Source organism: Micromonospora humidisoli (genome assembly GCF_016900955.1).
GTDB classification, from domain to species: Bacteria; Actinomycetota; Actinomycetes; order Mycobacteriales; family Micromonosporaceae; genus Micromonospora; species Micromonospora wenchangensis.
On the sequence record NZ_JAFEUO010000001.1, the window covers coordinates 455,252 to 476,113 of the forward strand.

The window sequence follows — 20,862 nt, forward strand, 5'->3', positions numbered from 1 at the left end:
GGGTGTGGTTCCCAGTTGTGGTCGGGGCTGAGGGGGATGTGTACCTGACGCTGGACGTGGATCGTTTGCGGCGAGTTTCACCGTCCGGGGTAGGTCGGGCCGTAGGGTCCTCAGCGCGGCGGATCACGGTTACACGTACGGGCGGAGCAGGTCGCTGAGGTCAGCGCGGCCAACCTCGGCTAGGGCCGCAGGCAGTTCGGCAAGCCGGCCGCGGACCTCCAGCCACTCCCACAGCTCGCGGGGCTCATCGCCTTGGGCGAAGCGGGCCCGGTCGAAGCCGGGCACACCGACCAGGTCGGCCAGATCCTGCCAGTCGAAGTGGAGCCGCCGGATGACGTCGACTTTCACGGTGCCCGGGATCGCTTCGTTGGGTGGCACCGGAAGCGGCGTGCCCCCTCGGCCGCCTGTTCGTGCGGGAAGAAGTCGGCCGAGCAGCTTAAACAGCACCTCGGCGCTGGCGCGGGCCGCGAACTTCTTGAGGCGGTCGCCCTTGTTGAAGTCAGCGTTATCCATCACGCCCTTGGCGACGAGCCAATGCGGCACCTCGCGCTCGTGCGCCACGGTGGCGATCGTCGCGGCCTCCATCTCCAGGCCGAGGATCTTCCGCATTCCCATCTTCCTCAGGTCCGACCAGATCCTCGGATCCTGGATCACTGCGCTGCCACTGGCGAGCGGGCCGGGGTGGACGGCGAAGGGCAGTCGGTCAGGTCCGTCGACGTCCTCGGCGAGAATTCGCTCGATCTTCGCGGTACCGGCACCGGTCAGCGCCCATGCGCCCTCTTGCCAGACGATGAGATCGTCGGCCGCCAGCCGAGCCAGCCGGTCCGACCAGGCGGCCTTGGGGAAGTACCGCGGCCGGGCCGGGTGTCTGCGGGGGTCCTGTCCCTTGTGGAGGCACTCCAGCAACCAGATTGCGGACTCCTGCTCGGTGGCGATCCCGTGGCTGGGCAGGTCTGAGGGATCGAAGTCCTGTGCGGCGCGTAGCCATCGGTCGTTCAACGGGTACTGCTGGTGGGCGCCCTGGAATGTGTCACCGGCCTGCTTTCCCTCGTCGTACTCGTAGACGGTCGTGGCGACGAGCACGTCGCCGGGGGCCGTGTCGTCAGGATTGCCGGCGCAGACGCCGCACATCGCTAGGCAGGTAGGCTGAAGTAGGTCGGTCAGGGTAGTCGCGATCGGCCCTGTTCGACGCCCGCCCATACCTGTGGGCCGCGCGAGCGCCACGGTGATCCGGTTGCCCGTCGACGACTCGTACTCGCCGGTCAGATACGGGGTGAGCCCCTCGGGGTTCCGCTCGTGCCACTGCCCCGCCCCGACACCGTTCGTGGCCGACCGGGCTGCTTCGAGCTCCTCCGGTAGAGCGGCGATGATCAGGACGTCAACGGGGCTCAAGTGTCCTCCGATTCGGCCGAGGGTGATCGGCGTCAGCGGGCGGGTCTATGACCATGCTAGTCGTGCGCGGTCCCGACCGCGTTCTGCGAAGGGCTGACGGTCTCTGTTGGACCATCCCCTTCGAGCGCCGAGCAGTCCGGACTTCTCGGTTGGTAGGCAGGCAGGGGACAACCGGGTCTGACGCCCCAGAGGCGCGGTCCGGAAGTGAGGTCGGCGCGACGAGCGCTAAGCCGACACGTCCAGGTCGGCATATCGGACTACCTCGCACGCAAGTGCCAGAGCAACGGCGAGCTCGACGACCGACACGACCACGAACGGCCAGTGGTAAGGGCCGTTGGCCCAGTAGATGACCACAGCGGCTGTTGCCGGCATGCAGAACGTACCCAGGTCGACGATGAGCTGCAGGATCTTGCGAGAGCGACGGCGCTCATCGGAGCGGTGTGTCCGCTCCCATCCGAATGCCTTCCCCGTCGGGTCGAGATCCGGAGTGAGGTGATCGCGGATGTAGCGGCCGATCGCCGAGACCTTTTCGTCGTTGACCAGATAGGTCCAACCCAGGACGGTGCTCACCGGTGGCAGCAGGAGCAGCAGGTTGGCGTGGCCTTTGGAGGCCAGACTGGCTGTGATGACCGCCGCCATCGCGGCGAGCGTGACGTAGATCAGGTTGTCACGGAGGCCGATCCGGGTCTTCTGTTCGTCCTTCAGGCGTTCGTACTCCACCAGCAGCAGGCGGACGGCGGACTCATCCGGATCAGCCATCCGTTCCTCCCGATCGACAGAGTGCTGTCGCATCATCTAGGTCGGGAGTTGTTGAAGGCAAGGGTGGACCGGTTGCCGGACTGTCCTGCGCGGTGCCCAGACACCGGACTGTCCCTCTGTAGCCAGCGGTGATGACTCCGTTAGATCCGCAGACCTCGGCTGCGGATGAGCCGGGGCCCGGGCCCGGCGGATCTAACGGCTCGGCTCGGTGGTGAAGTTGCCGTCAACGGTCAGCAGGAAACGGCGCGGCGTCTGGCTGGCGGCGAGCTTCCTGGCCCAGGCGCCGCGAATCCGGGCCACCGTCAGCGTCGCGCCCAGGGCGCCGTGGAAATCGGTAGCGTCAGCCGGGGCGTCGAGGACCACCTGCATGACCCGGCTGCGGGGGCGTAGGCCGGCCTCCGCGTCGGCAGGGTGCAGATCCCAGGCGATGACGTTGCGGCCGATGCCACGGATGTCGGCCTCCTCATCCGGCTGCATCGGCATGATGTCCAGTGCGATTACGCCGTCGTCGTCGAAGGTGATGGTGATGGTCGCGGCCTCGTAGCGGCGGTTGGGTTTCGGGGGTTCCAGATCGAAGGGGAAGTGCAGAACCCAGAACTGGCGGCTGTGCAGATCAGGACGCCTCGCGAGCACCGGATCGAGCTCGGAGTGATCCGCCGGGTAGACCATCGGACGGCCGAAGGACACTGCCGCCTCGCGAAGCAGCCGGTGCTCCCCGAGGACCGGTTCCTCGGCGTAGAGGTCGAGGACCAGGACGGCGTCGGGCATCGGGCCACGATAGCGAACACTGACGCCGAGGCCGCGTGGGCGACAATGGGCGGGTGCAGCATGCCGACGAATCCCCATTCACGACTTCAGGCCGCGGGCTGCTACCGGGCAGGCGCCCGCGTGGCGAGTCCGTCTCGTACCCCGGCCCGGTCCGGGTGCAGGTCTGCCGGGCGCTCCACCGCGACTGGGCCGACCTGGCGGAATACTTCGAGATCCCGCCGTCCCAGCGGGCCCGGTTCGACAAGGGCCGGGAGGCGTCCGCCGTCTGGGACTGGCTGGAGAGCCGTAAGCGTCTCGGCGAGTTGGACGGCGCGCTGCGTGCGTTGGGCCTGGCGCACTGTGCCGACCTGCTCCGCCAGGCCTAGCGGTGGACCGTGCCGATGGCGACCAACGGCGCCCAGTAGAAGAGCGGCTCGCCCTTGATGTCGCCGTCCGCCAGCAGGGACCGGGTGGCGCGGTGTACCGCCTCCGGGAGCGTGGTGTTGACCATGCCACTCAGGATCTCGTCTGCGTATCGGGCGGCCTGCTTCGAGTCGCTCAGCTCACCCAGCGTCGCGAGCACCTCGTCGGAGCGGGACGCGAGCGCGAGCGTCGCCAAGCTCACCGGGTCACTGGGCCGCATCGTAGTGATCGAGGCCGCCCCGCAGGCCAGTAGCGCCAGCCGACGGGGAGTGGACGCCCCGATAAGGTCAGCCGGCACGAGCCAATCGTCGCGGTCGAGCTCAAGGTAATGGCCCAGGCCGGGCACGGGCCGCCCGTGGCTGATCACCACCATCATCTCGCCGCCATCACGGAGCCGTGCGCGGGCGTCACCCGAGGTGGCGAGCGGGCGTAGACCAAGCCTCCGGGTGTCCACTCCCGCCAAGTCGTGGTGCAGGACGTACGGGCTGCGCCACGTGTCGGCCGTCACGGAGGAAGCTGACAGGCCCTTCCGACGGGCCGCAAGCTGACGCTGGACGGTCAGCGACGGACAGACCGCGTACCGGACGTGCTCGCCGAGCACGACACCGTCGGCGAGGGGCAGGCCGCCCCACGGCACCATCCACAACGCACCGACGGGCACGATGAGCAGCGTCGGCTCGGGCTCATCGAGCAGCGACCGGAGCAGTTCCGGAGGTAGGGCCGCGGCCATCGGCCTCAAGTCCTCGATATACAGGCTGATCCGCTCGTTGGCATCGCCGAGCCGACCCAGGACCTCGCGTGCGGCTTCGTCGAGGGCGGTCGTACCGATCCGGTATGGCCGGTCCGGCGCGCGCCACAGCCACCAGATCCGGCTCACATCTGCCGGGTCGACCAGAACATAGAGGAGGTGAGCTGCGGGAGGTAAGGCGGCCAGCATCGGCTTGCCGTCGCGCGCCGGTGGCAGGTAGACCGCGGCCAGCTGGTCGTCGAGGGATGCCTCGGCCTGGCCAGCCAACCCGTGCCGAATCCCAAAGGCGCCGAGCAGGCGGATGCGATCCCGCCGGTCGCCCCTCAGCCGTTGGTCGGCGCGTACCAGAAGGTCCTGGAGCAGGTCGAGCTCGCCGAAAGCCTTGTCCGGCATCCCACCTGCGATCAGACCGGCCAGGCGCCGGCCCGCGAGGCAGTCTGCCACCACGGCGAACGCCGCCGCATCGTCGGCGTCCGCCACTGCCGCGAGTGCCCGGGAGTAGGCCAGCTCGAACCGGTCGCGGTACTCCCGCTGGGAGGACTCGTCGCGGTGCGCGGCCCGGAACTCTTCGATCGAGTAGATCGACTCCAGTCGCGTTCGCGCGGCGGCCTCCACCTGCCCGAGATGTGCCTGCGCCTCGGCCATCTTGTCGAGGGCGTGCCATATGCCGCCGATGTCATCGATCTCCCGATAGGCGGCGAGGCTCCGGCCGAACTCCTCGATCGCTTGCTGCCACTCGCCCCGCCCCCTGGCGAGGCGGGCCATGTCCTGCAGGGCATGGGCCCGGGCACGTGGGAGCCGGGCGGCCTCCGCCTGGCGAAGGCCTTCGGCGTACCACCGCTGCGCGACGTCGAACTCCCTGCGGTCGAGAAAGAGGTCACCCAGGCCGCTGAGCGTATTGGTCAGCCCGACCGGGTCGCCGATCTGGGTGTACAGGCCGTGCGCCTCCTCCAGCAGCGGCACCGCCTCGTCGAGCCGGCCCGCCCGGTGCAGGAGCGCACCCGCCCGGTGGGCGGCGTTGGCCCTGCCGATCGGCGAACCGACCCGGGTGAACGCGGCGAACGCGGTGCGGGCCAGTTCGATCGCGCCGTCCAGGTCCTTCGCGCGCTCGGCGCACTCGGCGAGGCCCAGCGCAGCGTTCGCACCGTACAGGAGGTCACCGAGCTCGGTGGCGAGCGTCTCGGCACGCCGGAACCACTCCTCGGCAGTCCTGCCCGTCGAGTACGCCAGCGACAGGTACCCCAGAGGCACGCTCGCACGCAGCTCCCCGAACCGGTAACCATCGCCGACAGCAACCGACACGGCCTCCTCGTACGCGTCAATGGCGTCGTCGATGCGGTCGCGCGCCCGCGCGACGTCGCCCGTCCCGATCCGAGCGTGCACCAGCACCACCCGGTGGCCGGCCGTGGGCTCGAAGCCCGCCAGTCGCTCGAAGATCGCGGCCGCGCGGTCCAGATCGCCGGATTGCAGGGCCAGGTCGCCCTCGGTCTCCAGATCAAGGATCGTGTGCCACGCTGTCTCTTCCAGTCCGGGAGACAGCGGCCCGAGAGGCGCGCAGGGGTCGTGCAAGTGACGGTAGCGGCTGCGCAGCGCGACGGGCCCGGGCGGCTCGACCCCGTCGAGCAGCATGAGCCGCGCAGCGCGGTCCTGCGCCGACCACGCGCGGAGCAGCGGCAGGGTAGCGGGATGGTCCACGATCGCTCCTTGCTCAGGGTCCACGTGAGCGCCGGTGCGCCTCAGCGGCACCAGACGCGCATCTCGCGGTCGTCCAGGAATACCACGGCTGCCGGCCGGTCGGGATCCGGACGACCGGCCGGGTCGCTCGTCGGGTCCGAAAGACCCCGGAAAGACACGGAATCCCGGACGGCGCAGGTGGGAACCGCCGTGTTGAATACGGGAGTCGCCGGCGACGTACGATCACGGTGACGGCGAAGCATCAGACCGGGATTGCGGCACCGGTGCGGGGGAGGGGGCAGGGTGTGTTCGGTTCGAAGAAGAAGATCAACGATATGATGGCGCAGCTCAGGCCCGACCTGAGTCGGGAGTCGCTCGGTGTCGGGCCCGACTTCCCGGGCATCGCCCCGAACCCGCTCCTGAGCGGTGATGCACGCAAGCGCAACGCGGAACTGCGTACGGGGGTGCTTGCGCTCGGTGTTCTCGTCGACTGGCGGGAGGTGAACAGCAACCCTCGCGTGGTCCTGATGTTCGACGTGGAGACCGCCGACGGCATCGCGTTCCGCGGCATCGCGGACGAAGACCTCACGATCACCGAGCTCACCCGACTCGCCCCAGGGCAGACGTTGCCCGTGCGCTACCGGCCGGCCGTCATGGACCACTACGTCGCCCTTGCCCGGGACGCGGACCCGGCCCGTGTGCAGCAGCTCTCTGACGAGATCGCGCGCCGCAAGCGGACCTGACCCGAAGCCGTCGGGCAGTCGCGGCGACAACACGGGCGCATCCTGGTCGAGTTCTGCCGCCCTCCTCATGGAGTACGCGACGTTCGGGCGTGTACCGCCTTCCGTCGGGCCCGGGCGATGCCCTCATGCGCGTTCTCCTGCTCGTCGTGGTCACCGGTCGCGGTGGCGATCGACAGCGCAACGGCGTACCGGGCCACCGCCTCGGTGGTACGCCCCGCGGCCGTCAGGACGTCACCGAGGATGTTGAGCGCGCTCGCCTCCCCGTAACGGTGCCCGATCGAATGCAGAATGCGGATCGCCACGGTCAGGTCACCGATCGCCCGCGCGTGGTCGCCGCGAGTGCCGTGCACCCGTCCCAGGTTCGTCAGCGCGACTGCTTCGCCGTAGACGTGGCCGGCCGACCGGAAGATCTCACGTGCCGCCGACAGATGCCCGGCCGCCTCGTCGTGCCGCCGGAGGCTGGTGCACACGTCACCGAGGTTGGTCAGGGCCGCGGCTGCTCCGACTACGGCGCCGGTCTCGCGGAACAGGGCGGCGGCGCGGAGCAACTGGTCGTACGCCTCGTCGAAGTGGCCCGGTCGGGTGTTGGCGTTGCCGAGGTTCACCAGCGTGGATGCTTCGCCGTACCGGTCGCCGACGCGGCGATAGGCGGCGAGCGCGGCCCGTTGGTGCGCCTCAGCGTCGTCACGGCCGAGACGTTCGTAGACGATGCCGAGGTTGGACAGGGCACGGGCAGCGCCGAGTTGGTCGCCGCACCTGTCCAGGATCGCGGCAGCCTGGGACAGGTGCGTCTCGGCGAGTTCGTAGCGGCCGAGGAGCCGGTGGACGGCACCGACGTTGGTCAGCGCCACGCCGTACCGGGACGCGTCACCGCTGCGCTGTGCCGCTTCGAGTGCGTACCCGTGCAGCGCCTCGGCGTGCATGTATGCGCCGCCTTCGAGGTGGCGGTAGAGCGTGGCGGCGAGATCGGTCGTGAAATGGGGTCGGTCGTGTTCAAGACCGGCGGCGGCGGTGGCGACGAGTCCAGGTAGTTCCGCGTCCAGCCAGGCCTGTGCCGCGGTCGCGTCCGGGAAGCTCGGCGCGCGCGCCACCGCCGGGCGGTGTGCCCGGTCGGCGGGGTGCAGCCGGTCCATGGCCGCCGCGGCGGTGGCGAGCAGGTGGGCATGCAGCCGGTCGATGGCCCCGCCGGGATCGTCGTCGGCGGCCAGCTCGGCGGCGTACGCGCGCAGCAGGTCGTGCATCATGTACCGGCCGGGCGACTCCGTGCGTACGAGGTGCTTGCGGGCCAGCACGTCGAGCTGCATCGCGGTGTCGGTGCGTGCCATGGCGGCTAGCGCGGCGGCGGCGCCAACGTCGAACGACGGGCCGGGATGCAGCCCGAGGTTGCGGAACAGTCGGGCCGCCGCCGCCGGAAGCTGCCGGTAGGACCAGGAGAACACCACCCGCACGGCGGCACGCACGTCACCGCCCGGATCCAGCAGCCGCAGCCGCCGCTGCCGGTCGGCAAGCTCACCCACCAGAGCGGTGAGCGGCTCCCCGGCTCGGAAGGTCGCGAGTTCCGCCGCGACCCGCAGCGCCAGCGGGAGATGTGCACACTGGTGAGCCAGTGTGGCGGCGGCCTCCGGTTCATGATCGACGCGTGCGCCGACGAGTGAGCGTAGGAGCGTCAGGGCCTCCGGGGTGGAGAGCACATCCAGCAGGAGGCGGCGGGCACCGTGCAGGGCCACCAGTCCGGCGAGGCTGTCGCGGCTGGTGACGATGACCGTACCCGTCCCCGGGATCAGCGGCCGGATCTGGTCGACGGAGGCGGCGTTGTCGAGAAGGATGAGCAGCCTGCGGCCCGCGGTCTCGGCCCGGTACCTGGCGGCCCGGCGGTCGAGGTCGGTCGGGATGCTGGTGGCGGGAACGCCGAGGGACTCCAGGAGGTGACCGAGCGCGGCGCGGGCCGACACGGGGCGCTGCGGATCGTAGCCGCGTAGGTCCAGGTAGAGCTGGCCGTCGGTAAAGCGTCCACGCGTTCGGTGTGCCCATCGCACGGCCAGGGTCGTCTTGCCGACCCCGGCGGTGCCGCAGACGACGGCGATCCGCACGGCCGTGCCCCGGTCCTCGACCAACTCCTCCAAGGCGGACAGCTCGGCCGCACGGCCGGTGAATCCGGCGGTCTCAGCCGGGAGCTGATTGACCGGTGACACGGCGGCGGCGGTGTCGACCAGCGGATCCACCGGCGGTGCGGGTGTCTCATCGTCGAGGACGCGTAGATAGGCCGCGACGAGGTCCGGTCCCGGACCGACGCCCAGCTCGTCGGCGAGGTGCCGGCGCACGGCATCGTAGGCCGCCAACGCCTCGTCACGCCGGCCGACGCAGTGGTGGGCCAGGACCAACCGTGTGTGCACCGCCTCGTCCAGCGGATGTGCCGCCGCCTCCTCACGGAGCAACGGCAGCGCCCGCTCGCCGGCTCCCAGGGTCAGCAGTGCATCGGTGTAGCGGACGATCGCCGCTCGGCGGTCGTCGAGCAGCGAGCGGACCTTCGGATGCCCGGCGAGCGTGGGTACATCGGCAAACGGTGCCCCCTGCCACAGCCCGAGCGCGTTGGCGAGCTGCGCTGCCACGCTCTGCGGATCACCGCGACGGTCCGCCTCCGCCGCAGTGGTCAGCAGATCGCGAAACCGAGCGAGGTCGACCGCGCCGGCCGGCAGCCGGAGCGCGTACCCGCCACCGGTAAAGGGCAGGACCGTGCTGGGTGTGTGAGCTCGTCGGCCGGGTTCAAGGAGGCGGCGCAGATGCTTCACATGAGTCTGGATCACATTCGTCGCGGTGGGGGGCGCCTGCTCGCCCCACAACACGTCGATGATGTGCGAACCCAGCAGCGGGCGGCCGTCCGCGAGCACGAGCAGGCCGAGCACGGCGCGGCGGCCGACCGGACCGAGGCTGATCTCCGTGCCGTCGCGCCAGAGCCGGACGGGACCGAGGACCTGGACGACAAGCAATCCGCACTCCCTCGCAGCAATGCCCGAGGTCCCCATTCTGAGGTGTCACCCGGCTGGATTCCAGATAGGCCGGCATGACTGTCAGAACGGATGCGGCACGTCGGTCCCGCGTCCTGAACCGGGGCGGAACCCGGCCCCGGTGGGCCGAGTCCCGCCACCTGATGGCGGTCGTTCAGCCGCCGCAGGTGAACTGCACGTAGTTCGACTCGGTGCGGGCGGCGGCGGTGGAACTGCCCAGCCGGGCCTGATGGATGCCGAGCACGGCGAAGTAGGCGGCCCGGCAGTTGGAACTGGCGACACTGGTGACTGCCTCGCCCGGCTCCCGGTAGGGCGTCGCTACGGCCAGGCTGCCGTACTGGCTGATCTCCCAGCGATTCAGATCGGGCACCCAGAAGTACAGCGTGGCCTTCGCGCTGAGGTAGTCGACCGGTGCCGGGCAGGACGAGGACGCCTCGCCGACGGCGAGGAAAAAGCCACCACCGTCGTTACGCAGCACCTGGCTGAATGCCGAGCAGGTCACGACCGCAGCGGTGGTCTTGGTCGTGCCGGCACTCGGACGCAGGGTGAATGTCTGCGGCCCAGCCTTGCGTGCCACCCACTCGGCGCTCTGCGGGGCGGGCAAGGTGGCAGCGGCCTCGGCGATCATCCTGTCCACCTGGGCATCGGTGAGCGGGGCAGGCGCGGCGTAGCCGGGGGCGGCGAGCGTAAGGATGCTCAGCATCCCGACGACAGCGGCGCAGGCGAGTCTTTTCACGCGGGGCTCCTTCGAACCGTACCGTCACAATCTGTGCGGTGGGTGTCCGGAACGTATCGGCGGTGGTTGGACCCCCGCTGGACGAATACTGGACGGGTCAGAGCCCCACCGAATCTCCCTCTCGGACGCATACTGCTGATCGGCTGCTTCGCCTTCGTGGGTGGACGTTGTGCGGCGGAGGTTCAGGGCGAAGGCGGTAATCCAGGTCCAGCCGACTCCGATGGTGAGGCGCTGCTTTACGTAGAGCGGTTGCGTGGCTCTTCGGATGATGCCCGGCGGTCCTGGCGGATACCAGGACCGCTGGGCCTGGGTGGCATGGGACGCTTCTTCAGGGCTGCACAGGTGCCCCGGCCACCTTCCTGCGGGCTTCGTCAGCAGCCGTGACGAGGTTGAACACCGTGTACGGATCGTGGCCGCGGAACAGCAGGGAGATGACCAGCGCGGCCATCGCCTCCAGATGCCGGGCGTACGTGACGTCGCCGACCGCCAACGGCGCACAACCCAGATCCTCGATCAGCGCACCCACCGTGGCCCGGGCCTGCTCGTCGTCGCCGCAGAAGGGGACCACCAGGGGCCGACCGTCGAAGGAGGGCGGGTCGAGCTGCCAGACCTTCGCCTCACACAGGTTGAACGCCTTCACCACCCGGGCGCCGGTGCGCTGCTGAATCTGCTCGGCCAGCGAGGTGGCGCCGGAGGTGACCGAGAAGCCCGTCAACTCCACCGGGTTGGTGCAGTCGACGACGACCTTGCCGGTCAGCGCACCCCGGCCCCCGGCCGCGTCGAGGACCTCCGGGACGGCCGTGTACGCCACGGCCAACAGGGTGACGTCCGCCGCCTGTGCCGCGTCGGCGAGCGAACCGCTCCGCGCTCCCAGGGCGGTCGCCAGTTGCTGCGCCTTGGCGGCGCTACGTCCGCCGACCAGCACGTCGTGGCCCGCCGCCGCCCAGCGCCCGCCCAACGTGCGTGCCATCGTGCCGGTACCCAGGATGCCGATTTTCATCATGTCCTCCGCTGTCTCGGCCGGCCGAGCGGTCCGGCAAGTGGGGAAACGATAGAGGTACCCGCCGGGCACCATTGCTGAGTGGTACCACCGCTACCAGCAAATCTGCTGATCTGGTTGCTCAGGCCGCGCCGGCGGACAGTGAGACTCACCTGTCCACTGTCTGCAAGGAGTGTCCCGCGGTGTCCAATCTCGCCGAATCAGCGCCATCGGGTCGGGAAGCGACGGCGGACCTATCGCCCGCGCCTCAGTCGCGCGTGCGCGCCAACCTGCTGCTGCTCCTGCTGTGCATGGCCGAATTCATGATCGTGCTCGACTTCTCCATCACCAATGTGGCGCTGCCGACGATCCAGCGCGAGCTTTCCTTCAGTGACGGATCGCTGCAGTGGGTGGTCAGCGCCTACGCCCTCGGCTTCGGGGGCTTCCTGCTGCTCGGCGGCCGGATCTCCGACCTGTTCGGGCGTCGCCGGCTGTTCATCATCGGCCTGGTCGCCTTCTCCCTGGTGTCGCTGCTGGCCGGCTTCGCCCAGGACGCCACCCAGCTGATCATCCTGCGCGGGCTGCAGGGCCTCGCCGCCTCCCTGGTCGCGCCGGCTGCCCTCTCCCTGCTGACCACGTCCTTCCCCGAGGGCAAGGAGCGCAACCGGGCGCTCGGCGCGTACGGCGCAGTGCTGTCCTTCGGTTTCGTCGCCGGCGTCATCCTCGGCGGCGTCCTGACCGACGGGCTGAGCTGGGAGTGGGTCTTCTTCGTCAACGTGCCCATCGGCCTCGCCACGGCCGTGTTCGCCCCGGTGCTCGTGCCCCGCCCGGCCGCCGCCGCGGGCCCCCGCCCCCGGCTCGACGTGCCCGGCGCGATCACCATCACCGGCGCCGCGGTGAGCATCGTCTACGGCTTCTCGATCGCCAACACCGAGGGCTGGCTGTCGGTGAGCACCCTGGGGTCGTTCGCGCTGGGCCTGGTCCTGCTGGCGCTGTTCGTCCTGGCCGAGCGCCGTTCGGCGGAACCACTGGTGCCGCTGGAGATCTTCAAGGTGCGCAGCATCGTCGGTGCCAACGTGGTCAACGTCCTCCTGATCGGCGCGTTCGTCGGCATCACCTACGTGCTCACCCTCTATCTGCAGCGGATCAAGGACTACAGCCCGCTGGAGACCGGGCTGAGCTTCGCGGTGCTGGGCCTGACGGCCATGGTCGCCGGCTTCAGCGGGGCCAAGCTGGCCGGCAAGCTGGGCCTGACCCGGGCCATGCTGCTCGGCGTCCTGCTGCAGGCGGTCGGCGCGTTCGTGGTCGCCACGCTCCCGGCCGAGAACTCCCTGGCCTACATCCTGGTCGGCACCGCGCTTGTCGGCTTCGGCAACGTCGCCGCAGTCGTCATGATCAGCATCACCGCCACCGCCGGCGTGGCGGACCACCAGCAGGGCCTGGCCGGCGGGCTGCTCAACACCTCGCAGCAGCTCGGCGCGGCGATCGGTGCGGCTGCTTTCGCCGCGATCGCCGCGTCGCGGACGGCGTCGCTGCTGCCGGAGGGCACCACCGGCAGCGTCAGCGATCCGGTGGCCCTGCTCTCCGGGTTCCGGTATTCGCTGGTGTGCACCGCGATCGCGGCCGTGATCGCGGCCGTGATCGGCGCCGTGATGCTCCGGACGCGCGCGGACAGCCCCTCCTGAGACCGACCACCGATCCGGCCCCCCGCCCGCCCCCCACGGGCGGGGGGCCGGCTGCGCGGCGCGGCTGCCGGCCGCGCCGCGCAGCCGTGCATCCGGTCAGACCGGCGATCGGTTGGTCAGTTCCGCCGAGAGCGCCCGCAGGCGTGCCCGGTCGGCCTCGTCGTAGGCGGCGGGATGCGCCTGCGCCTCGCGGAGCTGGTCGAAGTAGCGTCCGGTGACGCCATCCAGATCGGCGTCGAGAGCCAGCCGGGACACGGCCTCGACCCCGTCCGCAATGGTGCTGATCGGGGTCGACACGATCTTCGTCGGCATGTACGTCGCCGGGTGTAGGGCGTTGACGGTGACTCCGCTGCCCTGAAGCTCGGCGGCCAGGTCAAAGGTGAACATGATCTGCGCCAACTTGCTCTGGCAGTAGGCCCGGCGTCCGCCGTAGCCGCGGGTGAGCATGACGTCGGTGAAGTCGATGGGCGTCTGCCCGGCCGAGCTGACGTTGACGACCCGGGCCGGGGCCGAGCGACGCAGCAGATCCAGCAGCCGGTGCGAGAGCAGATAGGTGGACAGGTAGTTCACGGCGAAGCGCAGTTCGAAGCCGTCGGAGCTCTCCAGGCGCGCGGTGCCGCCGGGCACGTCGGCGCCGATGCCGGCATTGTTGATCAGCACGTCCAGCCGGGGCTCGGCTGCGGCGACCTGGTCGGCGAGGGCGTGCACCCCGGCCAGCGAGGAGAAGTCCGCCTGGTAGCCGCGCGCCTCACCGCCACCGGTCGCCCGCACCTGGCGCACGGTGGCGGCGATGCGCTCGGCCGAGCGGCCGTGCACCAACACGGTGGCACCGCGACGGGCGAGGGCGACGGCCAGGCCGCGGCCCAGCCCGTCGGTGGCGCCGGTGATCAGCACGGTCGGCGGCTGGCGCAGTGGCATGGTGCTCGCTCCTCAATGACTCGGCGAAGGCTCCGGCGTCGGCGGCGTGCCGGAAACTGGAAACGGGCGGGCCCCGTCATACCGACGAAGCCCGCCCGCGCGGTTCAGTGTTGCCCGGGGCGGTCAGGCCACCCAGGGCACCGTTCATCCTGGCATTGTAGGTGCCAGGTTGGTGCCTGCGGCGGTGAGCCAGACGACCGCACCCGGGGCGATCCCGGCCCCTGCGGGACGCCCCGGGCCCCCGTAGCGCTCGTCCGCCGTGTCCAGCAGGACCGACCACACCCGCGGGTCGGCGACCGCGTCCCAGCCGAGCGGCCGGTCGGTCAGGTTCGCCACGCAGAGCAGCACGCCGTCGCCGTGGTCGCGGGCGAACGCCAGCAGCGGCTCACCCGGGCCCGGACGCCGCCACCACCGCACCGGCTCCGGTCCGGCGGGCACCTGCTGGCAGATCCGGTTCAGCCTGGTGATCAGTCGGCCCATTCCCCGATACAGATCGCCGCCCGGGGCGTCGAGCAACGGCGACGGGTCCACGGGGGCCCACTCCCGCCAGGGTTCGGCACCGCCGTGCTCCGAGCCCATGAACAGCAGGGGCACCCCGGGTGTGGCGTACTGCAACGCCAGGAGGGCCCGCAGCGCCGCGGCGGCGTCCGGGCCGTCGCCGTGCACGCGACGCCACAGCGGCTGGTGCGGCGCGGTGATCTCGTCATGGCTGACCGGCAGCACCACCGGGCGCGCGGCGGCGCGATCCACGGCGGCGGCGAGCGTTTCCCGCAGGTGTGGGCGCTGCTCCGGGCCGGCGGCGAAGTACGTGAAGGTGTCGTGCGCCCAGCCGAGGTCCCAGCACAGGTCGAAGCCGAGGCCACCGGCGTCCACCGGCTCCGTGACCCCGTCGGTCAGCCCTGCCTCCTCGGCGATCAGGAGCGCGCCGGGATGCCGGCGGCGTACCGTGCCGGTCAGCTCGCGCAGGAAGTCGATTCCGGGCCGGTCGAGCACGTCGCCGCCGGCCCACCCGCCCGGTTCGCGCAGGAAGTCGCGGCGGGTGATCGAGCTGACCGCGTCGACGCGCAGCCCGTCGAAGTGGAACTCCTCCAGCCAGTAGAGCGCGCTGGCGACGAGGAAGTCACGCACCTGCGGGCGCTGGTAGTCGAACGTCTTGGTGCCCCAGAGCGGGTGCCAAGCCCGGTCCGGGTCGGGCGGCTCGTACAGCGCACCGCCGTCGAAGTCGGCCAGCGACCAGTCGTCAGGTGCGAAGTGCGCCGGGACCCAGTCGAGCAGCACGCCGACACCTGCGGCGTGCAGCCGGTCGATCAGGTGGCGCAGCTCGTCCGCGCCGCCGAACCGTGCGCTGGGCGCGAAGTACGAACTGACCTGGTAGCCCCAGGAGCCGCCGTACGGGTGCTCGGTGACCGGCATCAGCTCCACGTGGGTGAAGCCGTACCGGCGCACGTACGGCACCAGGTCGTCGGCCAGCCGCCGGAACCCGCAGCCGGGACGCCAGGATCCGGCATGCACCTCGTACACCGAGACCGGGGTGTGCCGCTGTGGGCGTCCGGCGAGCCAGCCCGCGTCGGTCCACCGGTGCCGCGACGGGGCCGGGACCACCGACGTGTGCGGCTCCTCGGGTACGACCTCGCGGGCCCACGGGTCAGCCTTGTGCCGGACCGTGCCGTCGCGGCCGTGAACCTGGAACCGGTAGTGGACGCCGGGCCGGGCCTGCGGCACCACCGTGTCCCAACAACCGTCCTGCAAGCGGGCCATCGCCTCGTGGACCGCCCGGCCGCCCGGGTGCCACCAGACCAGATCGACGGCCTCGGCGGCCGGTGCCCACACCCGGAACCGGGTCGGCCCGCCGACGCCGTCCGGGTGCGCCCCCATCCGACGCCACAGGGCGTCCGGCCCCGCGTGCACGGCCGGTGCGGTACCGGCGCTCACTGCGGCATCCCGGCGCCGAGCCGGTCGAGCGTGGCGAGCGGGATGGGCAGCCAGGCGGGCCGGACGGTGGCCTCGTAGACCACCTCGTAGACGATCCGGTCCAGCACGTAACCCTCCAACAGTTGCTGGCTGCTCCCCGGATCGACGCCCGTGCTGTCCGCGTACCCGGCGCACAACGCCTCGCGATTGAGCGCGGACCACTGGCTCAGGCGTCGGACCGCGTCCGCGTCCGGCGCTTCGTCGCGTACCGGATAGTGGGTCGCGTAGTCGAGGGACCGCAGCAACCCGGCGACGTCATACAGCGGCGAACGCGGCGCGCGGCGCTGCGCGAGAGGCCGGGCCGGTTCACCCTCGAAGTCCAGCAGCCACCAGGTGTGCGAGGTGCGCAGCAGCTGACCCAGGTGCAGGTCGCCGTGCACCCGCTGGATGGGCACCGGCGTGGACAACCCGGCGAGGCGCCGGTACCGGGCGTGCAGGAACGGGGCGTGCGACCGCAGCGCGGGCACGACAGCGACGGCCTCGTCGAGGTGGGCGGCGAAGTCTGCGGCCACGTCTGCGGGGTCGGCGACGTCGACACCGAAGGCGGTACGTAGATCGGCGTGCACCTCACCGACCGCGGCTCCGATGCGGCGGGCCTCGAACTCGAAGTCGCCGCCCGAGCGCGCCACCGCCGCCGGAGCGTCGTCGGCCAGTACGTCGCGGACGCTGGCCAGGGCCATCGCCCAGCCGTCCACGGCGTGCGGGGCGTACCCGCTGAGCATGCCGAGGGTGGTCGGCTCACCCTGCAACTCGCCCTCCACGGCCCCGAGTAGCGGGGCGACGTGGTCGGAGCCCAGCCGGGTGAGTGCCCGGTGCAGCTCCAGGTCGAGATTCAGCCCCGGCTCGACCTGGCGGAAGATTTTCAGGATGACCTCGTCGTCGAACACGATCGAGGTGTTGCTCTGCTCGGCGGCCAGGACCCGCACGAGCGACGGTGCCGGCGGCCCGGAGTCCGACAGGGCGGCGGTCAGCCGCGGGCCGAGCCGGTCCGGCAGGCCGGTGCCGGGCTCGGGACGGAAGCGGTTGGTACCGCGCTCGACGCCGCCGGCTATCGCCCGCAACAGAGCCAGCGCGGCGGCCGGGACGTCAGCCGGGTACGACGGTACGGCGTCGAGCCCGGGTACCACCTGGTAGTACTGCGGGGCCCGGTCGTCGAATCGCACCTCGAGCAGATCGAGCCGGGCCGCCGGCCCGTCCCCGTCGCCGCCGAGCGGCACGGAACTGACCGGCCGCACCTCGCGGACGGCGTGGCCCTTGGCGCGGAACCACCGTTGCTCGGGTAACCAGGCGGCCAGGTGTGCCGCGTTGACCGGGGCGTGTGTCGGATCAGTCATCTCGACCCTCTTCGGTGGGACGCAGGGCGAACCAGTAGAAGCCGTGTCCGGGCATGGTGAGCACATAGCTGTCGGTGCCCGGGCTGGGGAACCGCACGCCGCCGATGAGTTCGGTCAGGCGGTGTCCGGCGTATGCGGACAGGTCCAGCTCGACCGGCTGGGCGAACCGCGAGAGGTTGTTGACGCACAGCACGACGTCCTCGGTGCCGTCCGCGTGGCGCAGCCGGCGCAGGTAGGCGAAGACGCTCGGGTTGGTGGCCTCCAGCTCGTGGAAGTCGCCGACGCCGAAGGTGCTGTGCCGCTTGCGGACGGCGAGCAACTGGCGGGTGAAGTGCAGCAGCGACGAGGTGTGGGCGAGCTGGTTCTCCACGTTGACCGACTGGTAGCTGTTGATGGGGCTGAGGACCAGCGGCAGGTGCAGCTGCCCGGGGTCGCAGGAGGAGAAGCCGGCGTTGCGTTCCGGCGTCCACTGCATCGGGGTGCGCACGCCGTCGCGGTCGCCGAGCCAGATGTTGTCGCCCATGCCGATCTCGTCGCCGTAGTAGAGCACCGGCGAGCCGGGTAACGACAGCAGCAGAGCGGTGAACAGCTCGATCTGGTTGCGGTCGTTCTCCAGCAGCGGCGCGAGGCGGCGGCGGATGCCGATGTTGGCCCGCATCCTCGGGTCCTTGGCGTATTCGGCGTACATGTAGTCGCGTTCCTCGTCGCTGACCATTTCGAGCGTCAACTCGTCGTGGTTGCGCAGGAAGATGCCCCACTGCGCGCCGGAGGGGATTGCCGGCGTCTGCGCCAGGATCTCCGAGATGGGTAGCCGTGACTCGCGGCGGACCGCCATGAAGATGCGCGGCATCAGCGGGAAGTGGAACGCCATGTGGCACTCGTCGCCGCCGGTCGCCGGGTCGCCGAAGTACTCGACCACGTCGGCCGGCCACTGGTTCGCCTCGGCGAGCAGCACCCGGTCCGGGTACTCGTCGTCGATCACCTTGCGGATCAGGCGCAGGAAGGCATGGGTGGCCGGCAGGTTCTCACCGTTGGTGCCGTCGGCCTCGAACAGGTACGGCACCGCGTCCAGCCGGAAACCATCGGTGCCCAGGTCGAGCCAGAAGCGCAGGACGTCGAGCATCGCCTCCTGCACGGCCGGGTTGTCGTAGTTGAGGTCCGGCTGGTGGCTGAAGAAGCGGTGCCAGTAGAACTGGTGCCGCACCGGGTCGTACGCCCAGTTGGAGGTCTCGGTGTCGACGAAGATGACCCGGGCGTCCGAGTACCGGTCGTCGCTGTCGTTCCAGACGTAGAAGTCGCCGTACGGCCCGTCGGGGTCGGTGCGCGACGCCTGGAACCAGGGGTGGCGGTCCGAGGTGTGGTTCATGACCATGTCGATGACCACCCGGATGCCCCGCTTGTGGGCCTCGTCCAGCAGGCGGACGTAGTCGTCGAGGGTGCCCAGTGCGGGATGCACCCGGCGGAAGTCGCTGATGTCGTAGCCGCCGTCGCGCAGCGGCGAGTGCAGGAACGGCGGCAGCCACAGGCAGTCGATGCCGAGCCACTGGAGATAGTCCAGCCGCTCGGTCAGCCCGCGTAGGTCGCCCAGCCCGTCCCCGTTGCTGTCCTGGAAGGCACGCACCAGGACCTCGTAGAAGACGGCGGTGCGATACCACTCGGGTTCGGGGGCGACCATGGACACCTGAGCGGCCGGTGAGGTGGTGTTCATACCTGTTCCAGGGTGAAGAATCGGGCGACCGCCACGCCGGGATCGATGCGCACCACCGCGTTGTCGTGCCAGGTGCGGCTGCGGCCGGTGGCCAGATCCCGCAGGCGTAGCGGGCGGTCGGGTGACAGGCCCAGAGCCTGGGCGTCCAGCCGCAGCGGCGCCTGCCGGCGGCGGACGGGGTCGAGGGTGACGACGCACAGGACGATCTCGCCGGTGCGGTCGTCCGTCTTGGAATAGGCGACGAGCTGGTCGTCCGCCACGTCGTGGAAGACCAGTCCGCGCTGCCGGCCGAGGGCGCGGTGCCGGTGCCGCAGCCGGTTCAGCCGGGTGATCCACGGCCGCAGCGAGGGCCGGGACTCGGCGTCGGCGGGCGGGCGGTAGTGCAGTTCGTACTTCTCGCTGTGCAGATAGTCCTCCCGGCCGGGACCGGCCGGGGTGTTCTCGTACAGTTCGAAGCCCGCATACATGCCCCAGGACGGACCGAGGGTGGCGGCCAGGGCCGCGCGGATGGCGAACATGGCCGGTGGCGCGCCGGCCAGGTGCCCCGGCAGGATGTCCGGGGTGTTGACCCACAGGTTGGGCCGCAGGTGGTCGGCGTCCGCGGTGAGCTCGCGCAGGTAGCCGGTCAGCTCCGCCTTGGAGGTCCGCCAGGTGAAGTAGGTGTAGGACTGGCTGAAGCCGACCTTGGCGAGCCCGTGCAGCACGGCGGGGCGGGTGAAGGCCTCGGAGAGGAAGACGACGTCCGGGTCGGTCTGCTTGACCCGCTCGATCAGCCACCGCCAGAAATCGAGCGGCTTCGTGTGCGGGTTGTCGACCCGGAAGATCCGGACGCCCTCGCCCACCCAGTGCAGCACCACCCGCAGGATCTCGGCGCGCAGCCCGGCCGGGTCGTTGTCGAAGTTGAGCGGGTAGATGTCCTGGTACTTCTTCGGCGGGTTCTCCGCGTAGGCGATGCTGCCGTCGGCGCGGGTGGTGAACCACTCGGGATGCTCGGTGACCCAGGGATGGTCCGGGGCGCACTGCAGGGCGAGGTCCAACGCGACCTCCAGCCCGTGGTCGGCGGCGGCCCGGACGAAGGCCCGGAAGTCCGCGGCCGAGCCGAGGCGGGGGTGGATCGCGTCGTGGCCGCCCTCCCGGGCCCCGATCGCCCACGGGGAGCCGACGTCGCCGGGAAGGGCGGTCGCGGCGTTGTCCCGGCCCTTGCGCGCCGTCCGGCCGATCGGGTGGATCGGTGGCAGATAGAGGACGTCGAAGCCCATCGCCGCGATGCCGGGCAGGTGGGCGACGGCGGTACGCAGGTCGCCGTGCACCGGGCGGCCGTCGGGGTCGAGACCACCGGTGGAGCGCGGGAACAGCTCGTACCACGCGCCGGTCAACGCCCGCTCCCGCTCGACCAGCAGCCGCCGGGTGGGCCCGCGGGTGAGCAGCTCGCGCAGTGGGCGGGTGTCCATGATGTGCCGTACGGCGGCGTCCAGGGCGGGCCCGGTCCGCTGCGGCAGGGCGGCGTGCCGGTCCCGCAGGGCCCGCGCCGCCGCGCGCAGACGACGGCCGTCCGCGCCCGGCACCCGGCGTGCCGCCCGCAGCAGCAGCAGTTCCCCCTCGGCCAGCTCGTTGGCCAGTTCGTCGGCCGCGAAGCCGGCGGCCAGCTTCGTGGTCAGCGCGTCGAGCCAGGTGTGCCAGGGTGCGCTGTAGGCATCCACCCGGTAGGTCCAGTAGCCGCTGCGGTCCGGGACCAGGGCGCCCGTCCAGCGGTCCAGGCCCGCGTCGGTCAGCTCCATCGGCCGACGGTGTTCCCCGCGTTCGCCGGGGCGGTGCCACACCAGTTCGGCACGGACCGCGTCGTGGCCCTCCCGGTAGACGGTCGCTCCCACGTCGACCCGTTCGCCGACGACTGCCTTGGCCGGGAAGCGGCCGGCCCCCACGGCCGGGACGACGTCCTCAATGGCCAGTCTCAGACTCACGTCTGCTCCTTCGCTGTCGGTGTGTCACCGACAGTGCGGAGCGGCGCGGGGTCACGGCCAATAACGGGTGCTCGTTGTG

General features: G+C 70.9%; 15 protein-coding genes. 3 read left to right on the forward strand and 12 right to left on the reverse strand.

Annotated features, from left to right (window positions below):
- Positions 1 to 129: 129 nt before the first annotated feature.
- The 3 genes from JQN84_RS02035 to JQN84_RS02045 form a co-directional block, all read right to left on the reverse strand.
- Positions 130 to 1,392, reverse strand: coding sequence for a 5'-methylthioadenosine/S-adenosylhomocysteine nucleosidase family protein (locus JQN84_RS02035; protein WP_204956680.1), 1,263 nt, complete (start codon positions 1,390 to 1,392; stop codon positions 130 to 132).
- 225 nt (positions 1,393 to 1,617) lie between these two features.
- Positions 1,618 to 2,151, reverse strand: a complete 534-nt coding sequence (locus tag JQN84_RS02040; protein ID WP_204956681.1) for a hypothetical protein — start codon at positions 2,149 to 2,151, stop codon at positions 1,618 to 1,620.
- A 192-nt stretch (positions 2,152 to 2,343) separates the two neighbouring features.
- Positions 2,344 to 2,919 carry a hypothetical protein gene (locus tag JQN84_RS02045; RefSeq protein WP_204956682.1) on the reverse strand — a complete coding sequence of 192 codons (576 nt, stop codon included), beginning with the start codon at positions 2,917 to 2,919 and terminating at the stop codon, positions 2,344 to 2,346.
- Between the two features lie 155 nt (positions 2,920 to 3,074).
- Here JQN84_RS02045 and JQN84_RS02050 point away from each other — a divergent pair, with 155 nt between their 5' ends.
- Positions 3,075 to 3,284 carry a hypothetical protein gene (locus JQN84_RS02050; RefSeq protein WP_204956683.1) on the forward strand — a complete coding sequence of 70 codons (210 nt, stop codon included), beginning with the start codon at positions 3,075 to 3,077 and terminating at the stop codon, positions 3,282 to 3,284.
- On the opposite strand, the gene JQN84_RS02055 is transcribed toward JQN84_RS02050, so the two are convergent.
- Positions 3,281 to 5,764, reverse strand: a complete 2,484-nt coding sequence (locus JQN84_RS02055; protein ID WP_204956684.1) for a tetratricopeptide repeat protein — start codon at positions 5,762 to 5,764, stop codon at positions 3,281 to 3,283. The two genes, JQN84_RS02050 and JQN84_RS02055, sit on opposite strands and share 4 nt — an antisense overlap.
- Before the next feature lie 227 nt (positions 5,765 to 5,991).
- Between JQN84_RS02055 and JQN84_RS02060 the strand changes: the two genes are divergently transcribed.
- Entirely contained in the window at positions 5,992 to 6,486 is a 495-nt protein-coding gene (locus JQN84_RS02060; protein ID WP_239484628.1) for a hypothetical protein, read from the forward strand.
- A 65-nt stretch (positions 6,487 to 6,551) separates the two neighbouring features.
- Here JQN84_RS02060 and JQN84_RS02065 read toward each other — a convergent pair whose 3' ends face one another.
- The 3 genes from JQN84_RS02065 to JQN84_RS02075 all read right to left on the reverse strand — a co-directional run bounded on the left by JQN84_RS02065 (position 6,552) and on the right by JQN84_RS02075 (position 11,302).
- Positions 6,552 to 9,473 carry an AfsR/SARP family transcriptional regulator gene (locus JQN84_RS02065; RefSeq protein ID WP_239484629.1) on the reverse strand — a complete coding sequence of 974 codons (2,922 nt, stop codon included), beginning with the start codon at positions 9,471 to 9,473 and terminating at the stop codon, positions 6,552 to 6,554.
- Positions 9,474 to 9,645: 172 nt separating this feature from the next.
- On the reverse strand, positions 9,646 to 10,227 hold the full coding sequence (locus tag JQN84_RS02070; RefSeq protein WP_204956686.1) for a hypothetical protein: 582 nt from the start codon (positions 10,225 to 10,227) through the stop codon (positions 9,646 to 9,648).
- Positions 10,228 to 10,555: 328 nt separating this feature from the next.
- On the reverse strand, positions 10,556 to 11,302 hold the full coding sequence (locus JQN84_RS02075; protein ID WP_443673883.1) for an NADPH-dependent F420 reductase: 747 nt from the start codon (positions 11,300 to 11,302) through the stop codon (positions 10,556 to 10,558).
- A 182-nt stretch (positions 11,303 to 11,484) separates the two neighbouring features.
- Here JQN84_RS02075 and JQN84_RS02080 point away from each other — a divergent pair, with 182 nt between their 5' ends.
- Positions 11,485 to 12,891: an MFS transporter gene (locus JQN84_RS02080; RefSeq protein WP_204956688.1), complete on the forward strand. Its 1,407-nt coding sequence runs from the start codon at positions 11,485 to 11,487 to the stop codon at positions 12,889 to 12,891.
- A gap of 96 nt (positions 12,892 to 12,987) precedes the next feature.
- On the opposite strand, the gene JQN84_RS02085 is transcribed toward JQN84_RS02080, so the two are convergent.
- The 5 genes from JQN84_RS02085 to JQN84_RS02105 all read right to left on the reverse strand — a co-directional run bounded on the left by JQN84_RS02085 (position 12,988) and on the right by JQN84_RS02105 (position 20,783).
- Positions 12,988 to 13,809 (reverse strand): SDR family NAD(P)-dependent oxidoreductase, encoded by an 822-nt coding sequence (locus tag JQN84_RS02085; RefSeq protein WP_204956689.1) that lies wholly within the window; start codon positions 13,807 to 13,809, stop codon positions 12,988 to 12,990.
- Positions 13,810 to 13,953: 144 nt separating this feature from the next.
- Positions 13,954 to 15,741 carry an alpha-amylase family glycosyl hydrolase gene (locus tag JQN84_RS02090; RefSeq protein ID WP_204956690.1) on the reverse strand — a complete coding sequence of 596 codons (1,788 nt, stop codon included), beginning with the start codon at positions 15,739 to 15,741 and terminating at the stop codon, positions 13,954 to 13,956.
- Complete coding sequence (locus tag JQN84_RS02095; RefSeq protein ID WP_204956691.1) at positions 15,738 to 17,114, reverse strand: maltokinase N-terminal cap-like domain-containing protein; 1,377 nt, start codon at positions 17,112 to 17,114, stop codon at positions 15,738 to 15,740. The genes JQN84_RS02090 and JQN84_RS02095 overlap by 4 nt, the downstream gene beginning before the upstream one ends.
- Positions 17,107 to 18,822: a maltose alpha-D-glucosyltransferase gene (gene treS, locus JQN84_RS02100; protein ID WP_204956692.1), complete on the reverse strand. Its 1,716-nt coding sequence runs from the start codon at positions 18,820 to 18,822 to the stop codon at positions 17,107 to 17,109. The genes JQN84_RS02095 and treS overlap by 8 nt, the downstream gene beginning before the upstream one ends.
- Positions 18,819 to 20,783 (reverse strand): maltotransferase domain-containing protein, encoded by a 1,965-nt coding sequence (locus tag JQN84_RS02105; RefSeq protein WP_204956693.1) that lies wholly within the window; start codon positions 20,781 to 20,783, stop codon positions 18,819 to 18,821. The genes treS and JQN84_RS02105 overlap by 4 nt, the downstream gene beginning before the upstream one ends.
- Positions 20,784 to 20,862 lie beyond the last annotated feature (79 nt).